18 protein-coding genes are annotated in these 21,355 nt (G+C 69.8%); 14 read left to right on the top strand and 4 right to left on the bottom strand.

Annotated features, from left to right (window positions below; translation table 11 throughout):
* The first annotated feature begins 77 nt into the window (after window positions 1–77).
* The 10 genes from ACODTB_RS05305 to ACODTB_RS05260 all read left to right on the top strand — a co-directional run bounded on the left by ACODTB_RS05305 (window position 78) and on the right by ACODTB_RS05260 (window position 12,887).
* Window positions 78–758: a TetR/AcrR family transcriptional regulator gene (locus ACODTB_RS05305; protein WP_291112762.1), complete on the top strand. Its 681-nt coding sequence runs from the start codon at window positions 78–80 to the stop codon at window positions 756–758.
* A gap of 13 nt (window positions 759–771) precedes the next feature.
* The gene (locus tag ACODTB_RS05300) at window positions 772–1,917 is read left to right on the top strand and encodes an efflux RND transporter periplasmic adaptor subunit (protein WP_291112764.1); all 1,146 of its coding nucleotides are present in this window, start codon (window positions 772–774) and stop codon (window positions 1,915–1,917) included.
* A 12-nt stretch (window positions 1,918–1,929) separates the two neighbouring features.
* Window positions 1,930–5,112, top strand: coding sequence for an efflux RND transporter permease subunit (locus tag ACODTB_RS05295; protein WP_291112765.1), 3,183 nt, complete (start codon window positions 1,930–1,932; stop codon window positions 5,110–5,112).
* 53 nt (window positions 5,113–5,165) lie between these two features.
* Window positions 5,166–5,873 carry a protein-L-isoaspartate O-methyltransferase family protein gene (locus ACODTB_RS05290; protein ID WP_291112767.1) on the top strand — a complete coding sequence of 236 codons (708 nt, stop codon included), beginning with the start codon at window positions 5,166–5,168 and terminating at the stop codon, window positions 5,871–5,873.
* Window positions 5,874–5,907: 34 nt separating this feature from the next.
* A complete protein-coding gene (locus tag ACODTB_RS05285; protein WP_291112768.1) occupies window positions 5,908–6,258 on the top strand; it encodes a rhodanese-like domain-containing protein in 351 nt (116 codons plus the stop codon).
* 177 nt (window positions 6,259–6,435) lie between these two features.
* Window positions 6,436–7,782 (top strand): TolC family outer membrane protein, encoded by a 1,347-nt coding sequence (locus tag ACODTB_RS05280; RefSeq protein ID WP_291112770.1) that lies wholly within the window; start codon window positions 6,436–6,438, stop codon window positions 7,780–7,782.
* Window positions 7,783–7,844: 62 nt separating this feature from the next.
* Window positions 7,845–8,585 carry a glycosyltransferase gene (locus tag ACODTB_RS05275; protein ID WP_291112772.1) on the top strand — a complete coding sequence of 247 codons (741 nt, stop codon included), beginning with the start codon at window positions 7,845–7,847 and terminating at the stop codon, window positions 8,583–8,585.
* On the top strand, window positions 8,561–10,594 hold the full coding sequence (locus ACODTB_RS05270; RefSeq protein ID WP_291112774.1) for a 3-deoxy-D-manno-octulosonic acid kinase: 2,034 nt from the start codon (window positions 8,561–8,563) through the stop codon (window positions 10,592–10,594). The genes ACODTB_RS05275 and ACODTB_RS05270 overlap by 25 nt, the downstream gene beginning before the upstream one ends.
* On the top strand, window positions 10,591–11,829 hold the full coding sequence (locus ACODTB_RS05265; protein WP_291112776.1) for an O-antigen ligase family protein: 1,239 nt from the start codon (window positions 10,591–10,593) through the stop codon (window positions 11,827–11,829). The genes ACODTB_RS05270 and ACODTB_RS05265 overlap by 4 nt, the downstream gene beginning before the upstream one ends.
* Window positions 11,826–12,887, top strand: a complete 1,062-nt coding sequence (locus tag ACODTB_RS05260) for a glycosyltransferase family protein (protein WP_291112778.1) — start codon at window positions 11,826–11,828, stop codon at window positions 12,885–12,887. The genes ACODTB_RS05265 and ACODTB_RS05260 overlap by 4 nt, the downstream gene beginning before the upstream one ends.
* Here the strand turns inward: ACODTB_RS05260 and ACODTB_RS05255 are convergent.
* The 3 genes from ACODTB_RS05255 to ACODTB_RS05245 all read right to left on the bottom strand — a co-directional run bounded on the left by ACODTB_RS05255 (window position 12,884) and on the right by ACODTB_RS05245 (window position 16,039).
* Complete coding sequence (locus ACODTB_RS05255; RefSeq protein WP_291112780.1) at window positions 12,884–13,675, bottom strand: glycosyltransferase family 2 protein; 792 nt, start codon at window positions 13,673–13,675, stop codon at window positions 12,884–12,886. The two genes, ACODTB_RS05260 and ACODTB_RS05255, sit on opposite strands and share 4 nt — an antisense overlap.
* Complete coding sequence (locus ACODTB_RS05250) at window positions 13,668–14,534, bottom strand: glycosyltransferase family 2 protein (protein WP_291112782.1); 867 nt, start codon at window positions 14,532–14,534, stop codon at window positions 13,668–13,670. Before ACODTB_RS05250 ends, ACODTB_RS05255 begins: the two co-directional genes overlap by 8 nt.
* Window positions 14,535–14,656: 122 nt before the next feature.
* Window positions 14,657–16,039 (bottom strand): phosphomannomutase/phosphoglucomutase, encoded by a 1,383-nt coding sequence (locus ACODTB_RS05245; protein WP_291112784.1) that lies wholly within the window; start codon window positions 16,037–16,039, stop codon window positions 14,657–14,659.
* Window positions 16,040–16,156: 117 nt separating this feature from the next.
* On the opposite strand from ACODTB_RS05245, the gene ACODTB_RS05240 reads away from it, so the two are divergent.
* From ACODTB_RS05240 to ACODTB_RS05230, 3 genes are all read left to right on the top strand, one after another.
* Window positions 16,157–17,677 (top strand): DNA-3-methyladenine glycosylase 2 family protein, encoded by a 1,521-nt coding sequence (locus tag ACODTB_RS05240; RefSeq protein WP_488929143.1) that lies wholly within the window; start codon window positions 16,157–16,159, stop codon window positions 17,675–17,677.
* Window positions 17,674–18,174: a methylated-DNA--[protein]-cysteine S-methyltransferase gene (locus ACODTB_RS05235; RefSeq protein WP_291112788.1), complete on the top strand. Its 501-nt coding sequence runs from the start codon at window positions 17,674–17,676 to the stop codon at window positions 18,172–18,174. The genes ACODTB_RS05240 and ACODTB_RS05235 overlap by 4 nt, the downstream gene beginning before the upstream one ends.
* Window positions 18,175–18,280: 106 nt before the next feature.
* Window positions 18,281–19,192, top strand: a complete 912-nt coding sequence (locus tag ACODTB_RS05230; protein WP_291112790.1) for a DMT family transporter — start codon at window positions 18,281–18,283, stop codon at window positions 19,190–19,192.
* A 10-nt stretch (window positions 19,193–19,202) separates the two neighbouring features.
* Here ACODTB_RS05230 and ACODTB_RS05225 read toward each other — a convergent pair whose 3' ends face one another.
* The gene (locus tag ACODTB_RS05225) at window positions 19,203–20,171 is read right to left on the bottom strand and encodes a LysR family transcriptional regulator (RefSeq protein WP_291112792.1); all 969 of its coding nucleotides are present in this window, start codon (window positions 20,169–20,171) and stop codon (window positions 19,203–19,205) included.
* A 140-nt stretch (window positions 20,172–20,311) separates the two neighbouring features.
* Between ACODTB_RS05225 and ACODTB_RS05220 the strand changes: the two genes are divergently transcribed.
* Window positions 20,312–21,271 carry a Bug family tripartite tricarboxylate transporter substrate binding protein gene (locus ACODTB_RS05220; RefSeq protein WP_291112794.1) on the top strand — a complete coding sequence of 320 codons (960 nt, stop codon included), beginning with the start codon at window positions 20,312–20,314 and terminating at the stop codon, window positions 21,269–21,271.
* Window positions 21,272–21,355 lie beyond the last annotated feature (84 nt).

Genomic DNA, 21,355 nt, shown 5'->3' with positions numbered 1-21,355 from the left:
GCCCGCCGGTTGAGCCGGCAACTCGGTCGGATATGGGGGGTGGGGTATATTACTAACCCACCGGTCATTAAAGCCCCATGTCTGCCCCCACGCCCCTGACCTCCCCCGAATCCGACGCCGAACCGCGCCAGCGCCGCGCCCGGCGCAAGGAGGCGCGCCCGGGCGAATTGCTGGACGCGGCGCTGCGCCTGTTCGTTGAAAAGGGCTTCGCCGCCACCCGGGTGGAAGAAGTCGCCGCCCTGGCCGGCGTGTCCAAGGGCACCCTCTTCCTGTACTTCCCGAGCAAGGAAGAGCTGTTCAAGGCCGTGGTGCGCGAGAACCTGGCCGGGCGCTTTCCCGAGTGGAACGAGGAGCTCGACCACTTCGAGGGCGACAGCGCCGAGCTGGTGCGCTACTGCCTGCACACCTGGTGGGAGCGCGTGGGCATGACGCCCGCCTCCGGCATCACCAAGCTGGTGATGAGCGAGGCCGGCATGTTCCCCGAGATCGCGGCCTTCTACCAGAAGGAGGTGATCGAGCCCGGCCACGAACTGATCCGGCGCATCCTGCAGCGCGGCATCGACCGCGGCGAGTTCCGCCCGCTGTCCATGGACTACGCCGTCTACAGCCTGATCGCGCCCATGATCTTCGTGCTGATGTGGAAACATTCCATGGCGCCCTGCTGCGCCTCGAACGAGACGCTGGACCCGATCGGCTTCATCGACAACCAGGTGGACCTGCTGCTGCACGGCATGCTCGCACCCAGCCCCACATCCTGACCTCCAAGCCACCATGAACGCTCCCCGCTCGCGCTCCACCTGGATCAAATGGCTCCTGCTGGCCGTGCTGGTGCTGGGTGTCGGCCTGGGCCTGGTGCGCGCGCTGGACAAGCGCAAGACCCAGGGCGAAACCGCGCGTGCGGCCGCCGAGGCGCTCAAGACCGCGCCGGTGTACACGCTCTCCGCGCGCGACGTGGTGGCCGTGCAGGCGCTGGAGCTGACGCAGACGGTGGGCCTCTCGGGCTCGGTGCAGGCCTTGCAGACGGCCGCCATCAAGGCGCGCACCGCCGGCGAGATCCAGGGCCTGAGCAAGCGCGAAGGCGACGCGGTGAAGGCCGGTGAGGTGGTGGCGCGCATCGACAGCACCGAGGCCGACGCACGCGTGCGCCAGGCCACGCGGCAGGCCGAGTCGGCCCAGTCGCAGGTGGCGATCGCGCGGCGCACGCTGGACAACAACCAGGCTCTGGTGCGCCAGGGCTTCATCTCGGCCACCGCGCTGGAGACGGCCAGCGCCAACCTCGCCGGCGCCGAGGCCACGCACCAGGCCGCACTGGCCGCGCTGGACATCGCGAAGAAGGCCCTGGCCGACACCACGCTGCGCTCGCCCCTGAACGGCCAGATCTCGGCCCGCCTGGTGCAGAACGGCGAACGCGTGGGCGTGGACACGCGCGTGTTCGACGTGGTGGACCTCTCGGCCTTCGAGATGGAGGCCGCCATCACCCCGGCCGACGCGGCGTCGGTGAAGGTGGGCCAGACGGCGAACCTGCGCGTCGAAGGCCTGGCCGAGCCGGTGCGGGCCACGGTCTCGCGCATCAACCCCAGCGTGCAGGCGGGCAGCCGCAGCGTGCTGGTGTACCTGCGCGTGCCGGCCGCCGAAGGCATGCGCCAGGGCCTGTTCGCGCAGGGCCAGATCGTCACCGGCGCGGTCAACGCGCTGGCGGTGCCGCTGTCCTCGGTGCGCAACGACAAGCCCCAGCCCTATGTGCAGGTGGTGCGCGAGAACAAGATCGCCCACGTGGTGCTGGACGGCGGCGCCACCGGCCTGCGCGGCAGCGAGCCCATGCGCGAGGTCAAGGGCCTGCAGGCCGGCGAGCCGGTGCTCAGCGCCCAGGCCGGCGCCATCCGCGAAGGCACGGCCGTGCGCCTGGCCACCCACTGAGCGCGCCGCACCATGTGGTTCACCCAGGTCTCGCTGCGCAACCCGGTCTTCGCCACCATGGTGATGATCGCCTTCGTGGTGCTGGGCCTGTTCTCGTTCCAGCGCCTGCAGGTGGACCAGTTCCCCAACATCGACTTCCCGGTGGTCGTGGTGCAGGTGGCCTACCCGGGCGCCTCGCCCGAGATCGTCGAGTCCGAGGTCACCAAGAAGGTCGAGGAGGCGGTCAACGCGATCGCGGGCGTCAACACCCTGACCTCGCGCAGCTACGAAGGCCAGTCCCTCGTCATCATCGAATTCCAGCTGACGGTGGACGGGCGCAAGGCGGCCGAGGACGTGCGCGAGAAGATCGCCATCCTGCGCCCGGTGTTCCGCGACGAAGTGGAAGAGCCGCGCGTGCTGCGCTTCGACCCGGCCAGCCGCTCGATCTGGTCGGTGGCCGTGATCCCCCAAGCCGTGGACGGCAAGGCCCCGAGCGCGGTGGAACTCACCACCTGGGCCGAGCAGGTCTTCAAGAAGCGGCTGGAGAACGTGCGCGGCGTGGGCTCGGTGACGCTGGTGGGTGCCACGCGGCGCGCCGTCAACATCGAGCTCGATCCCTCGGCCATGGAAGCGCTCGGCGTGACCACCGAACAGGTCAACGCCGCCGTGCGCAACGAGAACCAGGACCTGCCGGTCGGCACGCTCAAGACCGGTGAGGCCGAGCGCGTGGTGCAGGTGCTCTCGCGGCTGCAGAACCCGCAGGACTTCGAGCACATCATCGTCGCGCGCCGCGGCGGCCAGGCCGTGCGCCTGGGCCAGGTGGCGCGCGTGAGCGACGGCACGCAGGAAGTGGAGAGCCTGGCGCTCTACAACGGCCAGCGCACCCTGCTGCTGCAGGTTCAGAAGGCGCAGGACGAGAACACCATCGCGGTGACCGACGGCCTCAAGGCCGCCGTGGCCGCCCTGGGCGCCGAGCTGCCGCCCGGCGTGCGGCTGGAGCAGATCGCCGACGGCTCGCGGCCGATCCGCGTCTCGGTCGAGAACGTGCGCCGCACGCTGATCGAAGGCGCGGTGCTCACCGTGCTGATCGTGTTCCTGTTCCTGAACTCCTGGCGCTCGACCGTCATCACCGGCCTCACGCTGCCGATCGCGCTGATCGGCACCTTCTTCTTCATGAACCTGTTCGGGTTCACCATCAACATGATCACGCTGATGGCACTCACGCTCTCGGTGGGTCTGCTGATCGACGACGCCATCGTGGTGCGCGAGAACATCGTGCGCCACGTACAGATGGGCAAGCGCCCGTTCGACGCGGCCATGGACGGCACGCAGGAGATCGGCCTGGCCGTGCTGGCCACCACGCTGTCCATCGTGGCGGTGTTCCTGCCCATCGGCTTCATGGGCGGCATCATCGGCAAGTTCTTCCATGAGTTCGGCATCACCATGGTGGCGGCCGTGCTGATCTCCATGTTCGTGAGCTTCACGCTCGACCCGATGTTGTCCTCGGTCTGGCACGACCCCGAGATCGAGAAACACGGCCACGCCGCCAGCGGCCCGAAGACCTTCTACGACCGCACCATCGGCCGCGTGACCGGCTGGTTCGACCGCTTCCAGGACGACCTGAGCCACACCTACCAGGGCACGCTGCGCTGGTCGCTCAGGCACAAGCTGGCCACACTGGGCCTGGCCCTGGCCACCTTCGTGGGCAGCCTTTTCATCGTGCCGCTGCTGGGCACCGAGTTCGTGCCCACGGCCGACTTCTCCGAAACCTCGCTGAGCTTTCACACGCCGGTGGGCTCCTCACTGGAGGCCACCGAGGCCAAGACGCGCGAAGTCGAGGGCATCCTGCGCGAGTTCCCCGAGGTGAAGTACACGCTGTCCACGCTGAACACCGGCAACGCGCAGGGCACCATGTACGCCAGCATCTACGTGCGCCTGACCGACCGCCACCAGCGCACGCTGAGCGCGCTCGAGATGTCGGCGCGCCTGCGCGAGCGGCTGCGCGGCGTGCCCGGCATCACCGTGACCCACGTCGGCCTGCTCGACGCCGTGGGCGGCAACAAGCAGGTGGAGTTCTCGCTGCAGGGCGACGACCTGGCCGAGCTCGAACGCCTGACGCAGACCGTGATGGAGCGCATCCGCCCCATCGTCGGCCTGGTCGACCTGGACGCCAGCGTGAAGCCCAACAAGCCCACGGTGGACGTGAAGATGAAGCGCGACCTGGCGTCCGACGTGGGCGTGAGCGTGGCCACGGTGGGGGCCAGCCTGCGCACCCTGGTGGCTGGCACCACGGTGGGCAACTGGCGCGCCGCCGACGGCCAGAGCTACGACGTGAACGTGCGCCTGGCGCCCAGCGGGCGCGAGCGCGCGAGCGACCTGGAACAGCTGCCCTTCGTGGTCGGCACCGACAGCGACGGCACAGCGCGCGTGGTGCGCCTGGGCCAGGTGGCCGACGTGGTGGACGCCACCGGCCCCAACCAGATCAACCGCCGCAACCTCAACCGCGAGGTGTCGATCAACGCCAACGTCTACGGGCGCTCGCCGGGCGAGGTCTCGACCGAGATCCGCCAGGTGCTCGACAGCATCGCCTTCCCGCCCGGCTACCGATACGAATTCGGCGGCTCCACCAAGAACATGCAGGAATCCTTCGGCTACGCGCTCTCGGCGCTGGCCCTGGCCATCATCTTCATCTACATGATCCTGGCCAGCCAGTTCCAGAGCTTCCTGCAGCCGCTGGCACTCATGACCTCGCTGCCGCTCACGCTGATCGGTGTGGTGCTGACCCTGCTCATGTTCGGCTCGAGCATGAGCATGTTCTCGGTCATCGGCATCGTGCTGCTGATGGGCCTGGTCACCAAGAACGCCATCCTGCTGGTCGATTTCGCGATCCGCGCGCGCGAGGGCCGCGCGGGCGAGCCGCCGATGGACCGCGAGTCCGCCCTGCTGCTGGCCGCGCGGGTGCGGCTGCGCCCCATCCTCATGACCACGCTGGCCATGGTGTTCGGCATGGTGCCGCTGGCGTTCGCGCTCACCGAAGGCTCGGAGCAGCGCGCGCCCATGGGCCAGGCCGTCATCGGCGGCGTCATCACCTCATCCCTGCTCACCCTGGTGGTGGTGCCGGTGGTCTATTGCTACATGGACGACCTCGGCAACTGGTTCCGCCGCCGGCTCGGCCTGGCGATACCCCACCCCGTCCCCGACGGTCCCACTCCTTAAAATCTCGCGGTTCCCGCCGCCCCCTCGAAACACCGTTCCCACGAGTCGATGCCATGACCACTTCCACCGCTCCCGCCCCCGCCCTCAGCCTGAGCCAGGCCCGTTTCAACATGATCGAGCAGCAGATCCGACCCTGGGAGGTGCTCGACGCCCGGGTGCTCGCCCTGCTGGACCGCGTGCACCGCGAGCAGTTCGTGCCCGCCGCGCACCAGTCGCTGGCCTTCGCCGACATGGAACTGCCGCTGAACCACCCCGCGGTGGACGGCCAGGCGATGCTCGCGCCCAAGGTCGAGGCGCGCCTGCTGCAGGACCTCGCGCTCAAGCCCAGCGACAAGGTGCTCGAAATCGGCACCGGCAGCGGCCACATGGCGGCCCTGCTGGCCAGCCTCGCACAGCACGTGGTGAGCATCGAAATCGACGAGGCGCTGGCCCGCCTGGCGCGTGAGAACCTGCAGAAGGCCGGCATCACCAACGCCGAGGTGCGCTGCGCCGATGCCGCCGCCAAGGGCTTCGCGGCCTGCGCGGATGGCGCGCCGTTCGACGCCATCGTGCTCAGTGGTTCGGTCGCCGAGATCCCCTCGGCGCTGCTGGACCTGCTGGCCCCAGGCGGCCGCCTGGGCGCGATCGTCGGCTTCGAGCCCATGATGCGCGCGACCATCGTCACCCGCACCGGCGAGGCCGCCTTCCAGACCGCCCAGCCCTGGGACACCGTGGCCCCGCGCCTGCGCCACTTCCCGGAACCCTCGCGTTTCCGCTTCTGAGCCCGGAAACCTTCCCCCGCCCACGGACGCCGCCATGAACTCGATCACCCCCGCCCAACTGCCCGATTGGCTGAAGCAGGCCGCCGACCCCGCCGCACCACAGGCCCTGCCCGTCGTGCTGGACGTGCGCGAACCCTGGGAGCTGCAGACCGCTTCCGTGAAGCCCGAGGGCTTCGAGCTGCGCGCCATGCCCATGCGCACGGTGCCGGCGCGCCTGCTCGAACTCGACCGGCACCAGCCCATCGCCGTGCTGTGCCACCACGGCGGCCGCAGCGCGCAGGTGGTGCAGTTCCTGGAAGGCAACGGTTTCACGCATGTCGTGAACATCCATGGTGGCATCCATGCCTGGTCCCAAGAGCGCGACCCGGGCATCCCGGTGTACTGAGATGGAACACCCCCCTGCGCCGCTTCGCGGCTTCCCCCCTCTCTGGCGCGCCTTCGGCGCTTGGAGGGGGGACGGCATCTCGGGCCGGCGAAGCCGGACCCTTGATGCCCCTGGGGGGGTTGCCTCTCGCATAGGCCTCTTCATTTCCTCGCACCGTCCCGCTCCAAGGAACACCGCATGAAAGCAGTTTCGTCCGCCCGCACATCGTCTCTGTTTCCGCTGGCGGTCATGCTGGCGCTGGGGTCGCTCGCCACCGGTGCCCAGGCGCAGAGCCTGGTTCAGCTGTACGAGGCGGCGCGCGGGTTCGATGCCACCTACCTGGCCGCGCGCTCGCAATACGACGCGTCCTTGGCCCAGGCCGCGCAGGCCCGTGCCGGCCTGCTGCCGCAAGCCGGCCTGGCCGCCGCGGCCAGCTGGGCGCGGCGCGAGGTCAGCAACTACGGCGCGCTCGACGGCAACAGCAACAACCAGAGCGCCACGCTCTCCGCCAGCCAGCCGCTGTACCGCCCGGCCAACAGGATCACCAACGACCAGGCCGAGCTCAGCGTCGACATCGCCAAGGCCCGACTCACCCTGGCCGAGCAGGACCTCATCGTGCGCACCTCGCAGGCCTACTTCGACGTGCTCGCGGCGCAGGACACGCTGGCCTTCGTGCAGGCGCAGAAGACCGCCGTGGCCGAGCAGCTGGCCGCGGCCAAGCGCAACTTCGAGGTCGGCACCACCACCATCACCGATTCGCGCGAGGCGCAGGCCCAGTACGACCTGGTGCTGGCGCGCGAAATCGCGGCCGAGAACGACCTGCGCGTGAAGAAGCTCGCGCTCAACCAGCTGGTGGGCCGCCCCTCGGTGGAGCCGCGCCCGCTGGCCGCGCCCGTGACCCTGCCCGAGGTGGTGCCGGCCGACCCGCAGGCCTGGGTGGACCGCAACCCCGGCACGCACCCGACCATCCTGCAGGCCACGCGCAACCTGGAAATCGCCCAGCTCGAAACCAGCAAGGCCGAAGCCGGGCACAAGCCCACGCTGGACCTGGTCGGCCAGTACCAGGTGGCGCGCGGCCCCATGACCACCCTGCCGATCCCCGGCAATGTGCGCACCAACACCGCCAGCGTCGGCGTGCAGTTCAACCTGCCGCTGTTCGCCGGCTTCGCGGTCCAGAACCGGGTGAAGGAAACCCTGGCGCTGGAAGAAAAGGCGCGCGCCGACCTCGAGGCCGCGCGCCGGGGCGTGGACCTGTCCACGCGCAGCGCCTACCTGGGCGTGGTCTCGGGCCAGGGCCAGGTGCGTGCGCTGCAGGCCGCCGAGGCCTCCAGCCAGAGCGCGCTGGACGCCAACCGCCTGGGTTACCAGGTGGGCGTGCGCATCAACATCGACGTGCTCAACGCGCAGAGCCAGCTGTTCCAGACCAAGCGCGACCTGGCCCAGGCGCGCTACAACGTGCTGCTGAGCAGCCTGCGCCTGCGCCAGGCCAGCGGCGCCCTGCTGCCCGAAGACCTGCTGCCCATCGATTCCCTGCTCTCGAAGTGAGCTCCGCTACACTCGACCGCCAAGTTGGCGTCAGCCAGCCAACACCCGCAGAAGAGGAAGCCATGCAGACCGTCAACGTGTTGTGCATCAAATGGGGCAGGAAGTACGGCCCCGAGTACGTCAACAAACTCCACAGCATGGTGTCGCGGCACCTGCACCGGCCCTTCCGTTTCGTCTGCCTGACCGACGACGGTGAAGGCATCGACCCCGCCGTCGAGGTCAAGCCCATCCCCGCCGTGGGTTTCGACGAATTCGACCAGCGCAAGCCCTGGAGCTTCGGCCACGGCTGGCTCAAGCTCACCAGCTTCGCCGATCCGCTCTACGACCTCACCGGCCAGACGCTGTTCCTCGACCTGGACATCGTCATCGTCGACAGCCTGGACGAGTTCTTCGACCAGCCCGGCACCTTCATCGTCATCAAGGAATGGGACAAGAAGGACGGCACGGGCAACACCTCGTGCTACCTCTACACCATCGGCGCGCACGCCGACGCCCTGGAGCACCTGAAGAACGGCTACCCGGAGTCGATCGCGGACGTGCGCAACGAGCAGGAGTACATCACCGGTTACCTCAACCGGCAGGGCAAGGTCAGCTACTGGCCCGAGGCCTGGTGCCGCAGCTTCAAGCGCCACTGCATGCGCCCGGGCATCCTGGGCTGGTTCTCGCCGCCCACCATCCCGCCCGGCGCCAAGATCATCGTGTTCCACGGCAAGCCCAACCCACCCGATGTCATTGCCGGCGTGAGCGGCAAGTGGTACCGGCGCGTGTTGCCCGCCCAATGGGTCGCCGACCATTGGCGCTGAGCAGCCCGGTTTCGCTGCCCCATCGGGCGTACCGACTGCTCAGCCGCGCCCTGGCCGCTCCCCTGCTGGGCTGGTTGTGGTGGCGTGGCCGGCGTGAGCCCGGCTACCGCCAGAACCTGCGGCAGCGCCTCGGTTTCATTCCCATCGACCCCGAGCAGCTCGGCTGCATCTGGATCCACGCCGCCTCGGTGGGCGAGGTGCAGGCCATGCAACCGCTGCTGCACGCCCTGCTCGAAGAATGGCCCGCGCACGCCGTGGTCGTCAGCACCCAGACCCCCACCGGTGCGCGCGCGCTGCAGACGCACTGGGGCGACCAGATCCGCCACGTCTACGCGCCCATCGACACGCCCGGTGCCGTCGCCCGCTTCCTGAACCGGCTGCAGCCCCGGCTGCTGATCCTCGTGGAGCGCGAGCTCTGGCCCGAATGGCTGCAGCAGTGCAGGGCCAACGCGATCCCGGTTGCGCTCGTCAACGCGCGCCTCTCCGAAGGCTCGGCGCGCACCTACCGGCGATGGCCGGGCCTGATGCGGCCCGTCTGGCCACAGCTCACGGTGGCGGCCGCCGACACCACCAGCGCCGAGCGCCTGCGCGGGCTGGGCGTGCCCGAGCCGCGCCTGCACGACACCGGCAACCTGAAATTCGATGTCGCCGTGCCCGCCGCGCGCGTGGCGCTGGCGCCCGAGCTGCAGGGGCGCACGCTGCTGGTGGCGGGCAGCACGCACGAAGGCGACGAGGCCGCCTGGCTGGCGATCTGGAGCGAGCTCTCGCCAGTCAACCCGAGCTGGCTGCTGGTGCTGGTGCCGCGCCATCCCCAGCGCTTCGACGAGGTCGCGGCCCACGTCCAGCACAGCGGCCTGAGCTTCGTGCGGCGCAGCAGCGGGCAGGCGGTGTCACCAGGCACGCAGGTGCTGCTGATCGACGCCATGGGCGAGCTCATGCACTGGTACCAGCACGCCTCGCTGTGTTTCGTGGGCGGCACGCTGGCGCCCGTGGGCGGGCACAACCCGCTGGAGCCCATGTCGGTCGGCCAGCCGGTGCTGTTCGGCCCTCACGTCCACAACGCAGCGCCGCTGTTCGAGGAGATCGCGCGCAGCGGCGCGGGCGAGCGCGTGCGCGACGCGCGCGAACTCGCGGCGGCGGTGCAGCGCTGGCTGATGCAACCCGAGACCTGGCAACGCCGCGCCCACGCCGCGCGCGAGCTGATCGCCCGCAACCAGGGCGCCTCGGCGCGCACACTGGCCGTGGTGCGGCCGCTGTGGCGGCCCGCGCACACCGGCAACGTGTCGCGCGTGCGGGCCTCGGTGGACGCAGGCCGCACCGCCTGGTTCGATCCGCACCACCTGAGCCAGGTCAGCGCGCGAACCTTCGACCCGATCGCCCATGTGGGCGGCACGGCCCTGGCCACGGGCAGCGGGCGCGGCCAGGCGCTGCTGGTCCACGAGGGCGGGCAAGGCTATGTGCTGCGCCACTACCGGCGCGGCGGCCTGATGGCCCGCCTGAGCCACGACCGCTTCTGGCGCGCCGCCCCGCACGACAGCCGCGCCATGCGCGAATTCACCCTGCTGCGCCTGATGCGCTCCTGGCAACTGCCGGTGCCCGAGCCGGTGGCCGCCAGCCACTGGCCCCGCGCCGGTCTGTTCTACGAGGCCGACATTCTCGTCGGCCTCATCCCGGGCAGCGCGAACGTGGTGCAACGGCTCCAGCAAGGGCCGCTCGCGCCAGCCGAATGGCAGGCCCTGGGCCGCGCGATCCGGCAACTGCATGAGTGGCAGGTGTTCCATGCCGATCTGAACGCCCACAATCTGCTGCTAGACCAGGCCGGCCAGGCCTGGATCGTGGACTTCGACAAATGCGGGGTGCGCCCGGGCAGCGACTGGAAAGCGCGCAACCTGGAGCGTCTGCGGCGCTCGCTGCGCAAGGAAGCCACCCGCGTCACCCCCTACCACTGGACCGAAGCCGACTGGGCCCCGCTGATGGCGGGCTACCAGGATCGACCCCCTCCCCCATGACCCCCCCGTCCACCCTCCTTCAGCAGGGCGCCAAGGCTTCGCTCACCCTGGCCTTCTTCGCGTTCCCGATGTCGGTCGCGCTCGCCAATGTGGCGCTGCTGCTCACCCTGGTGTTCTGGCTGCTTGGCTGCGTCTGGGGCCATTCGCTGCGCGACACCCGCCAGGCGCTGAGCAACCCCCTGGCGCCGCCGGCGCTGGCGCTGTTCGCCTGGATCGCGCTCGCGGCCCTGTGGTCGCCAGCCGAGGGGCCGCTCATTGGCGCGGCGCTGGGCAAATACAGCAAGCTGCTGTGGGTGCCGGTTTTCATCGGCCTGCTCAACGACCCGGCCATGCGCCGCCGCTGCGCTCAGGCCTTCGCGCTGGCCATGCTGTTCACGCTGGTGGTCACCTGGCTCAATGTCTGGTTCGATTTCTCCTGGACGCGCACGCACAACCAGGGCTTCGGCGAGGACCACACCGTCTTCAAGGACCGCATCGCGCAAGGCATCCTGATGTCGTTCTTCACGGTGATGGCCCTGCACCAGGCCATGCGTGCGCCGACGCGGGCCCGGGGCGTGCTCGCCGCCCTGGTGGCCGCGCTGGCGGCGTTCAGCGTGCTGTTCCTGTCGTCGGGCCGCACCGGCTACCTGGCCCTGCTGCTGGCCCTGGCGGTGTTCGCGGTCTTCGCCGTCGGCCTGCACCGGCGCCGGCTGGCCATCGCGGCACTGGCCCTGGTCGCCGTGATGGCCATCACCTTCACCACGTCGACCCAGCTGCGGTCGCGCGTCAACGAGGCCTGGCTCGAAGCCCGGGACAGCAGCATCACGGTGCCTGTCACGTCTGCAGGCGCCCGCATGGAGATGAACCGCTTCGCGCTGCAGAGCGCGCTGGAGCACCCTGTGCTCGGCCACGGCACCGCGTCCTACCCGGTGCTGTCGCCCACGCATTTCACCGATCCTGCGTGGTGCGCCGTGGTCTGCGTGCACCCGCACAACCAATTCGCCTTCTTCCTGTTCGAACAAGGCCTGATCGGCCTGGCCCTGTTCCTGTGGTTCGTGTTCGCCATCGCACGGCAGGCCTGGCGCGAAGACACGCCGCGCCGGGCGCTCATGATGGGTTTTGTGACGGTGCTGCTGGTCGCCAACACGACGCACAGCTCGTTCTGGCTCTCGACGGAAAACCATTTCTTCATCCTGATGTCCGCGCTGCTGATGGCCGCCATCCCGATGCGCCAACGGGAGCGGGTGGCCCCATGACGAAGACCATCGCCTTCCACTCCAACCAGCTGTCGATCCGGGGCACCGAGGTCGCGCTGTACGACTACGCGCTTCACAACGAGACGGTGCTGGGCCACCGCAGCCTGGTGGTCTACAACGCCGACAGCCCGCACAACAGCGCCGAGGCCCTGGCCAAGTTCAGTGCGCGCTTCGAGGTGCTGGGCTACCGCCGGATCGACGAACTCGATGCCCTGCTCGGCCGCCACCACGCGGACCTGCTGTACGCCATCAAGGCCGGCAAGAACGACGGCGTGTGGTCGCGCACGGTGCCCACCATGGTGCACGCGGTCTTTCCAACCAACCCCGCGCAGGCCCATGGCGCCTCCTACGCCTTCATCTCCGAATGGCTGAGCCGGCATTGCGCGAACGGCAATATCCCCAGCGTGCCGCACATCGTCGAGCTGCCGGATGTGAACGAGGACTTGCGCGTCGAACTGGGCATCCCGCCGCAGGCCAAGGTGCTGGGCTGCCACGGCGGCGCCAACAGCTTCGACGTGCCCAGCGCCATCGAGGCGGTGCGCCAGGTGCTGGCGCGTTCGCCCGACACCTGGTTCGTCTTCCTCAACATCGCGCCCTTCGTGGACCACCCGCGCGCCCTCTTCCTGCCGGGCAGCAGCGACATGGTCTACAAGACGCGTTTCATCAACACCTGCGACGCCATGCTGCACGCGCGCCTGCAGGGCGAGTCCTTCGGGCTGGCGTGCGGCGAGTTCTCGATCCGCAACAAGCCCGTCATCACCTATGCGCGCGGCAAGCACCGGCACCACATCGACGTGCTGGGCGACTCGGGCTTCTGCTACACCGATGCGCGCTCGCTGGTCGACATCATCGAGAAGCTGGACCCGCAAGACCTGAAGCGACATCACTGGGACCGGTATTCCGCGCTCTACAACCGGGACGTGGTGATGGGCCTGTTCGACCGGTACCTGATCCAGCCCGCGCTGCGCAACCCCGACCGCACGAAACCCCAATTGAACCTGCGCTGGGTCGACCAGCTGCCGTACTACCGGCTCAAGCTGAGCATGCGCTTCGGCTAGCGCCGGGCCAGGTCGTCGGCCTGTGGCGCGTCGTAGCGCAGGGCCGCGTAGCGGAAGAAGGTCTCAAGCGCGATGAACTGGCTGTAGAGAAAGCCCGGACCACCGCACAGGAAGGCGCGCTGGAAGATGTACACCCGCAGGAACACCAGGCCGCCCATGACGAGGCCCCGCCACACGCCGCCCTTCTTGCCCTGCGCGCTGCGTTTGGTGGCACCGAGTTGCACATACTGCGCGAGCTTGCGCAGGCTGCCATACACCGTGGGGCGCGAATGGTGCAACAGGCGCGCGCGAAAGTCGCGCACCGGCACGGCCTGGCGCAGCACCGGTGCTTCGTGTACCACGCCCTCGAAACGCTCCAGGGTGGCGCGGCGAAACAGCCGCTGGATACCGCCCCTGGGCTTCATGCGCGTGAGCGCGCGGCCGAAGGCCACTTCATCCCACCAGACGCGCCAGACGGCATCTTCGTCCGACGACACCGCCCGCTCGATCTCGGCCCGCAGCGCGGGCGAGATCTCCTCGTCGGCGTCGAGGAAGAACACATAGTCCGTGTGCAGGTGCTCCAGGGCGCGGGTGCGTTGCACGGCAAAGCCCCGCCAGTCCCCGTGCACATGGACCACCGCCCCCAGGCGCTCGGCGCGTTCGCGGGTGTCGTCGGTGCTGCCGCTGTCGATCACCACGATCTGGTCGGCGAAGGCGGCGCTGCGCAGGCAGGCTTCGATGCGTTGCGCTTCGTTGAGCGTGAGCACGGCCACGCCCAGCATCGGGTGTCGGGCGGGGGTCTCAGTCACGCAGCCTCCAGCGCACCAAGCCCATCCAGCGCCCGGCCATGCGCGCGAGCAGGCGCGGCGACCACGCGATCGCGCGCAACGGCAGGGCCAGGGTGGTGCCCAGCAGCACCGACCAGCGCTGGCGCCGCGCCTTCGCGTGCGACCGGTGCTTGGCGGTGTAGATCAGCTTGGACTGGGCGTGGTGGTAACCGCGCAGGTACTCGCTCTTCCAGGGCGTCTTGCCCTTGACCGAGCCGCGCGCACGGTGCACGGCCGCCACGGCGGGCCACACGACGATGGGCCGCTGCTGCTGGAACAGCCGCAGGCAGAGGTCGTCGTCTTCGTAGTACAGGAAGAAGCGTTCGTCGAAGAAGCCCACGCCCTCGAAACGCGAGAGCCGGAACAGCATCGCCGCGCCCACCACGAAACCCACGCAGGCAGGCCCCTCGGCGCCGGGTCCGCGCGAGGACCAGGCGGTGCTGGGCCAGCGGTAGTTCACGTCGGGCCGGCCGGGCGCGCCTTCGAGCTGCGGCGCCACGATGGCGGCCTCGGGCATGCCGTTGGCCACGCGCACCAGCTCGCGCAGGCCCTCGGGCGTGACTTCGCAATCGGGGTTGACCAGCAAGGCCAGCGGCGTGCGCGTGGCAGCCAGGGCGCGGTTGTTCGCGGCACCAAAGCCCAGGTTGCGGCCATGCTCGAGCACGGTGGCCTGCGGCCAGCGCGCGCGCGCCAGCGCGGGGGTGTCGTCGGTGCTGCCGTTGTCCGAGATCACCACGTGCGGGCAGTGCGCGAGCAGCGCATCCAGCGCGTCCAGGCAATGGGCGCTGTGGTACGTGACCAGCACGACCGTGACCTCGTTCAACAGATCATCAGAGTGCATACGGCGACCGAAAAGCAACGAATGAAGAAGTGCCGGTCCAGGATGCCGCGGAACCGGCTTTGCCGGGCCGCAGGCATCGCCCCCTTGAGGGGGTGGCGCGAAGCGCCGCAGGGGTGTTCATCTCAATGCGCACTGGCACCCAGCACGGCGTCGGGCTTGGCCTGCTTGAGCAAGGCCAGCATGGTGGCCTCGATGCGGTGCAGTGCCTCGGTGGTCTGGCCTTCGAAGCGCAGCACCAGCACCGGCGTGGTGTTGGAGGCGCGAATCAGACCGAAGCCGTCGGGCCAGTCCACGCGCACGCCGTCGATGGTGGAGAGTTTGGCCGGCGCGTCGAACTTCGCCAGCGCGACCAGCTTGTCCACCACCGCGTGCGGCTCGCCTTCGGCACAGGCCACGTTGAGCTCGGGCGTGCTGTGGCTGGTGGGCAGGGCGTTGAGCACGGCGCTCGCGTCGGGACTGCGGCTGAGGATTTCCAGCAGGCGCGCGCCGGCGTAGGTGCCGTCGTCGAAACCGAACCAGCGCTCCTTGAAAAAGATGTGGCCGCTCATCTCGCCGCCCAGCGGGCTGTCCAGCTCTTTCATGCGCGCCTTGATCAGCGAGTGGCCGGTCTTGTAGATGTGGGCCACGCCGCCCGCGGCCTCGATCGCCGGGGCCAGGCGCTGTGAGCATTTCACGTCGAACACGATGTCGCCGCCGGGCACGCGCGAGAGCACGTCCTGCGCGAACAGGATCATCTGGCGATCGGGGTAGATGGTCTGGCCGTCCTTGGTGACGATGCCCAGGCGGTCGCCGTCGCCGTCAAAAGCCAGGCCGAGTTCGGCGTCGGTCTCGCGCAGCGTGCGGATCACGTCCTGCAGGTTCTCGGGCTTGCTCGGGTCCGGGTGGTGGTTGGGAAAGTTGCCATCCACCTCGCTGAAGAGTTCGATCACCTCGCAGCCCAGCGCGCGGAAGATCGCCGGGGCCGAGGCGCCGGCCACGCCGTTGCCGCAGTCCACCACCAGCTTCATGGGGCGCGCGAGCTTGGCGTCGGACACGATGCGGGCCTGGTAGGCGGCCTGCACGTTGATCAGGCGCACGCGACCACCCTCGGCGCGCCGGTGCGTCTCGGCTTCCATGGTCTTGCGCAGGGCCTGGATGTCCTCGCCATAGATCGCGCGGCCGGCCAGCACCATCTTGAAACCGTTGTAGTCCCTGGGGTTGTGGCTGCCCGTGACCTGGATGCCGCTGCTGCACAGCGTGGCGGCGGCGAAGTACAGCATGGGCGTGGTCGCCAGACCGATGTCGATGACATCGATCCCGGCGGCCACCAGGCCCCGGATCAGCGCGGCGGACAGACCCGGGCCGCTCAGGCGGCCGTCACGGCCCACGGCCACGGTCTTTTCGCCCAGTTCCAGGGCCCGGGTGCCGAAGGCCAGGCCCAATGCCTCGGCCACGCCTTCGTTCAACGCGGTGGGGGTGACGCCCCGGATGTCGTAGGCCTTGAAGATGGACGCGGCAACTTGCATAGGGTTTTTCCTCGTGACGGGCAAAACGGGCATTGTAGGAGGGGGTCTCCATCATGCCGGAGGCACATGTCCGGAAACGGCCAGTCAACCCCGTCCGAACGGCCTACCATGGCAGCCATGAACCGCTCAGACCGCATCGACGAAGACGCCTGCTACCGCGCGCTGTGCTCGCACGACGCGCGCTTCGACGGCCAGTTCTTCACCGCCGTCACCTCCACCGGCATCTACTGCCGGCCGGTGTGCCGCGTGCGCACGCCCCGGCGCGAGAACTGCCGTTTCTTCACGCACGCCGCGCAGGCCGAACAGGCGGGCTTCCGGCCCTGCCTGCGCTGCCGGCCCGAGCTGGCGCCACGCGAGCGGCATTGGTCGACGGAAGACGCCTCCACCATCCTGGTGCAGCAGGCCACGCTGTGGCTGGACGACCCCCAGCACTGGCAGGACGACGACGGCGGTGCGATGGGCGAGCGCCTGGCGGCTCGGCTGGGCGTGAGCGACCGCCACCTGCGGCGCGTGTTCGAGGAACGCCTGGGCGTCTCGCCGCTGCAGTACCTGCTCACGCGCAAGCTGCTGACGGCCAAGCAGCTGCTGGCCGACACCGACCTGCCCGTCACCCAGATCGCCCAGGCCAGCGGCTTTGCCAGCGTGCGGCGCTTCAACGCGGCCTTTCTCGAGCACTACCGGCTCAACCCCACGCAGCTGCGGCGCGAAACCGCCACCCGCGCCCGCGACGCCGGCCAGGGCACCCCGGTGCGGCTGGGCTACCGGCCGCCGTACGACGTGGCGGCCACGCTGGGCTTCTTCCGCCAGCGCCTGATCGACGGCGTGGCCTTCGTCGACGAACAGGGCCTGCGCCTGGGGCAGACCCTGCGCATGGAGCTGGGCGGGCGCACCCACAAGGGCTGGCTGGTGGCCGGTTTCGACGAGGCCCGCTGCCAGCTCGAGCTGCGAGTCAGCGACGACCTGCGCGAGGTCTTGCCCCAGGTGATTCACCGCCTGCGCGCCGCGCTCGACCTGGACGCCGACCCGACCGCCATCAACGCCGTGCTGCACGGCGCGTTCCCGGCCGGCGATGGCCTGCGGGTGCCCGGCGCGCTCGACGGCTTCGAGCTCGCGGTGCGCGCCGTGCTCGGCCAGCAGATCACCGTGGCGGCCGCGCGCACGCTGGCGCAACGGCTGGTGAACCGCTTCGGCGAGCCCATCGAGACGCCGCACGCCGGCCTCTCCCGCCTGTTCCCCAGGCCCGCCGCACTGGCCCAGGCCGAAGGCGACGGCTTGGGGGAACTCGGCATCGTGCGGCAGCGCCAGGCCGCCATCGTGGCGCTGGCGCGCGGCGTGGCCGAGCAGGGCCTCGTGCTCAACGGCAGCGCCGACGTGCCCGCCACCCTCACCGCCCTCAAGGCCATGCCGGGCATCGGCGACTGGACCGCGCAGTACATCGCCATGCGCGCCCTGCGCTGGCCCGACGCCTTCCCTGCGGGTGACGTGGCACTGCACAAGGTCATGGGCGTGCGCGAAAGCAAACACCCGGCCCGCGAGGCCGAAGCCGCCTCCCTCGCCTGGAAGCCCTGGCGCAGCTACGCCGTCGTGCGCGCCTGGTCGGCAGGCAACGTCGTCTCATCCACAGGAGCATCCGCATGAAACACGATCCCCTCACCGTCTTCACCACCTGGCAAGGCCCGATGGGCGCCATGACGCTGGCGGCCACGCCGCGCGGCCTGAGCGGCGTCTGGTTCGACGGGCAGCGCCACGGCCCGGACCGCGCGGCCTGGCGCCACGACCCCGACCACCCGGTGCTGCGCCAGGCCATCGAACAGCTCACGCAGTACTTCGCCGGGCAGCGCCAGCGCTTCGAGCTGCCGCTGGACCTGAGCATGGGCACGCCCTTCCAGCAGCAGGTGTGGCAGGCTTTGCTGGGCATCGCGCCCGGCGCCACCACCAGCTACGGGCGCCTGAGCACGGCCATCGGCAAGCCGGCCGCGGTGCGCGCGCTGGGGGCGGCGGTCGGCCGCAACCCGATGAGTGTGGTGGTGCCCTGCCACCGCGTGCTGGGCACCGACGGCTCGCTCACCGGCTACGCGGGCGGGCTGGATCGCAAGACCGCCCTGCTCTCGCTCGAAGGCGCCATCCGGCTGTGAAGCAGGCGCGACGAACGGCATTGTGCCGTTCCACTCATCAATCCAGGCCCCATCCGGCATCAATCGCGCGCCGAGACCACCGGGGCGCCATGCATACTTTGACGCCATGAGTCCCACCCTCGTCCTGGAATTCCTGCTGCTGGCCGCCCTGTGGGGTGCCTCCTTCTTGTTCATGCGCCTGGGCGGCGCCGAATTCGGCGCGCTGCCAACGGCCGGCCTGCGCGTCGCGCTCGCCGCCCTCTTCCTGCTGCCGGTGTTCTTCATCAAGGGCGTGTGGGCCGACTTCCGCTCGCGCGCCCGGCCCATCCTGTTCGTCGGCCTGCTCAACTCCGGCATCCCCTTCGCCTTGTTCGCCTACGCCGTGCTGCACATCCCAACCGGCCTGACCTCCATCCTCAACGCCACCGTGCCGCTGTCGGGTGCGCTGGTGGCCTGGCTATGGCTCAAGGACCGGCCGGGCGGCTCGCGCATGCTGGGCCTGGCGATCGGCTTTGCCGGTGTCACCTTGCTGGTGATCGGCAAGTCCGGTTTCAGCGCGGCCGGGGTGGTGAGCGACGGCCCCGTGGCCAGCACGCTGATCGCCATGGGTGCCTGCCTGCTCGCCACCCTGTTCTACGGCATCGCCGCGAGCTTCACCAAGCGCTACCTCACGGGCGCCCACCCGCTGGCCACCGCCACGGGCAGCCAGATCGGCGCGGCCCTGGGCCTGGCCATTCCCACCGCCCTGCTGTGGCCCAGCCAGCCGGTGAGCAGCACCGCCTGGGGCGCGGTCGCCGCCGTGGCCTTGCTGTGCACGGCCATCGCCTACATCATCTTTTTCCACCTGATCGAGAAGGCCGGCCCGAGCCGCGCGCTGACCGTCACCTTCCTGGTGCCGGTGTTCGCGCTGGTCTACGGCTCGGTGTTCCTCAACGAGGTCATCACGCCCTGGATGATCGGCTGCGGCGTGGTCATCGTCTGCGGCACCGCCCTGTCCACCGGGCTGGTGCGGCTGGGCTGGCTGGAGCGCGCGGCCTGAGGGCACGCGGTCACTTCGCGGCCGCCGCGCGTGGGCGGGCCTTGCCCGCCGAGGGCGAGCCGGGCAGCGCCAGCGCCACTTCCTCGAGGTAGCCGGCCAGCACCTGCGCCTCGTCGCTGAGCGGGCGGATCGCCGAGCGGTAGATCTCCGTCCCGAGCTCGATGCGCGGGCGGAAGGGCCGCGTCACGATGTCCGGGAAGATGCCGGTGGACAGCAGCATGGGGTTGATCAGCCCGATGCCCACGTTCTGCTGCACCAGCGCGCACACCCCCATGGAGGTGCTGGCGACCGTGCCCTGCCCCACCAGCACGCCGGCTTCCTGCAGCGTGGCGCGCACCAGGATCGACGTGGGCGACTCCTCCGGCAGCGCGATCACCTCGGTGTCCACGAGGTCCTGCGGCCGCACCAGGGCCTTGGCCACCAGCGGGTGGCGCCGGTGCATGGCCACCACCAGCAAGTCCTCGGAGATGGTGCGGCGCTCGCACAGCTCCACGGCGCTGATGGTGTTGGGCGCGGGCGGGTTGGTGACGCCCAGATCGACCTCGTGGTGAGCGACCAGCCGCAGCACCTCGGGCGGACCCTCCACCCGCACCCGCACCTTGACCTCGGGGTGGCTGAGCTTGAAGCGCTGGATCGCGCCGGGCAGGATGGCGATCAAAGGGGGCGCGTGCGCCGCCACCGTCACCGTGCGGTTCGAGGCCTGGTCCAGCGTGGCGGCTTCGGCCAGCGCCCAGGCCAGGTGGTTGGCCGCCTGCTCGGCGCGCGGCAGCAGGCGGCGGGCCGCGGCAGTGGGTTCCAGCCGGCCACCGTGGCGCGTGAACAGCTCGACGCCGGTCTCTCGCTCCAGCAGGGCCAGGGTCTTGCTGACGGCGGCCTTGGAAATGCCCAGCTTGAGCGCGGCCTCGCCCAGCCCCCGGCTGCGCATCACCGCGGTGAAGATCTGGAAATGGCGGCCGTTGAGCAGCGAGGACACGGGCATGGCAAGGCGAAACGTGGGTGGGGGTCAAGGGCAAAATCGTCAACCAGAGGTTAACAAGAAAGTGCCTTGCGCTCCCGGGTGCCTCCCTAGAATTTCCCTCATCCCTTCACCCATTCCCCCAAGAACCGAGGTAGTCCCCCGTGATCCGACAACTGCTCCCCGCCCTGGTCGTTTCGGCCTTTGCCCCCTTCGCCGCGGCCCAGTCCTTCCCCTCCAAACCCGTGACCATCGTGGTCTCGGTGCCGGCCGGCGGCACCATCGACGCCATCGCGCGCATGGTGGCCAAGGACATGGGCGAGGCCCTGGGACAGCCGGTGGTGATCGACAACCGCGCGGGCGCCAACGGCAACATCGCCGCCGAGTTCGTGCGCCGCGCGCCGGCCGACGGCCACACGCTGCTGATGCTGGCCTCCAGCACGCTGACGCTGGGCCCCTATGTCATGGACAAGGTGCCGTTCGATCCGATCAAGGACTTTGCGCCCGTCGCCATGACGGCCGGCCTCAACATGGCCCTGCTGGCCCACCCCAAGGTGGGCGTGAGCGATGTCAAGGGCCTGGTCGAGAAGATGAAGGCCAGCCCCGGCAAGCTGAACTACTCCTCCACCGGCAACGGCTCCTTCCCGCACGTGGCGGGCGCCCTGCTGAACCTGGAGACCGACACCCAGGCCGAGCACCTCGCCTACAAGGGCCTGGCGCCCTCGATCCAGGACCTGCTGGCCGGCGTGGTGGATTTCACCTTCGACTCGGGCAGCGCCATCCATGTGAAGGCCGGCAAGCTCAAGGCCCTCGCCGTGATCGGCCCCAAGCGCGCCGCCGCGCTGCCCGACGTGCCCACCTTCCGCGAGGTGGGTCTGCCCGAGCTGGAGAAGATCAGCGGCTGGCACGGCGTCTTTGCCCCCGCCGGCACGCCGGACGACGTGATCCGCCGCCTGAACGCCGAGATCAACAAGAGCCTGAAGAAGCCCGCCTCCATCGAGCGCGTGCAGGCCATGGGTTTCGAGAGCGTCACAACCACCCCGGCCGAGCTGGGCAACGTGCTGCGCAAGGACCACAAGACCTACGGTGAGCTGATCACGCGCACCAAGATCTCCATCAACTGACCGCCCGGGCGCGCCGCGCCCCGCCCCCTCGCCTGTGAACGACATCGCCCGATCGACGGCGAGGGGCCTTGCTTCGCCTTTCAT

This window comes from Hydrogenophaga sp. FG152, from assembly GCF_057809615.1.
The sequence above is the reverse complement of the archived record's forward strand: the minus strand, read 5'-3'. Positions and strand labels throughout refer to the sequence as shown.

Excerpts from the sequence above, each read along its gene's own strand:
- ACODTB_RS05285 (WP_291112768.1), top strand. The coding sequence starts at position 5,908 with ATGAACTCGATCACCCCCGCCCAACTGCCCGATTGGCTGAAGCAGGCC.
- ACODTB_RS05295 (WP_291112765.1), top strand. The coding sequence starts at position 1,930 with ATGTGGTTCACCCAGGTCTCGCTGCGCAACCCGGTCTTCGCCACCATG.
- ACODTB_RS05305 (WP_291112762.1), top strand. The coding sequence starts at position 78 with ATGTCTGCCCCCACGCCCCTGACCTCCCCCGAATCCGACGCCGAACCG.
- ACODTB_RS05270 (WP_291112774.1), top strand. The coding sequence starts at position 8,561 with ATGGGTCGCCGACCATTGGCGCTGAGCAGCCCGGTTTCGCTGCCCCAT.
- ACODTB_RS05290 (WP_291112767.1), top strand. The coding sequence starts at position 5,166 with ATGACCACTTCCACCGCTCCCGCCCCCGCCCTCAGCCTGAGCCAGGCC.
- ACODTB_RS05250 (WP_291112782.1), bottom strand. The coding sequence starts at position 14,534 with ATGCACTCTGATGATCTGTTGAACGAGGTCACGGTCGTGCTGGTCACG.
- ACODTB_RS05240 (WP_488929143.1), top strand. The coding sequence starts at position 16,157 with ATGAACCGCTCAGACCGCATCGACGAAGACGCCTGCTACCGCGCGCTG.
- ACODTB_RS05245 (WP_291112784.1), bottom strand. The coding sequence starts at position 16,039 with ATGCAAGTTGCCGCGTCCATCTTCAAGGCCTACGACATCCGGGGCGTC.
- ACODTB_RS05230 (WP_291112790.1), top strand. The coding sequence starts at position 18,281 with ATGAGTCCCACCCTCGTCCTGGAATTCCTGCTGCTGGCCGCCCTGTGG.
- ACODTB_RS05265 (WP_291112776.1), top strand. The coding sequence starts at position 10,591 with ATGACCCCCCCGTCCACCCTCCTTCAGCAGGGCGCCAAGGCTTCGCTC.
- ACODTB_RS05275 (WP_291112772.1), top strand. The coding sequence starts at position 7,845 with ATGCAGACCGTCAACGTGTTGTGCATCAAATGGGGCAGGAAGTACGGC.
- ACODTB_RS05225 (WP_291112792.1), bottom strand. The coding sequence starts at position 20,171 with ATGCCCGTGTCCTCGCTGCTCAACGGCCGCCATTTCCAGATCTTCACC.
- ACODTB_RS05235 (WP_291112788.1), top strand. The coding sequence starts at position 17,674 with ATGAAACACGATCCCCTCACCGTCTTCACCACCTGGCAAGGCCCGATG.
- ACODTB_RS05280 (WP_291112770.1), top strand. The coding sequence starts at position 6,436 with ATGAAAGCAGTTTCGTCCGCCCGCACATCGTCTCTGTTTCCGCTGGCG.
- ACODTB_RS05260 (WP_291112778.1), top strand. The coding sequence starts at position 11,826 with ATGACGAAGACCATCGCCTTCCACTCCAACCAGCTGTCGATCCGGGGC.
- ACODTB_RS05300 (WP_291112764.1), top strand. The coding sequence starts at position 772 with ATGAACGCTCCCCGCTCGCGCTCCACCTGGATCAAATGGCTCCTGCTG.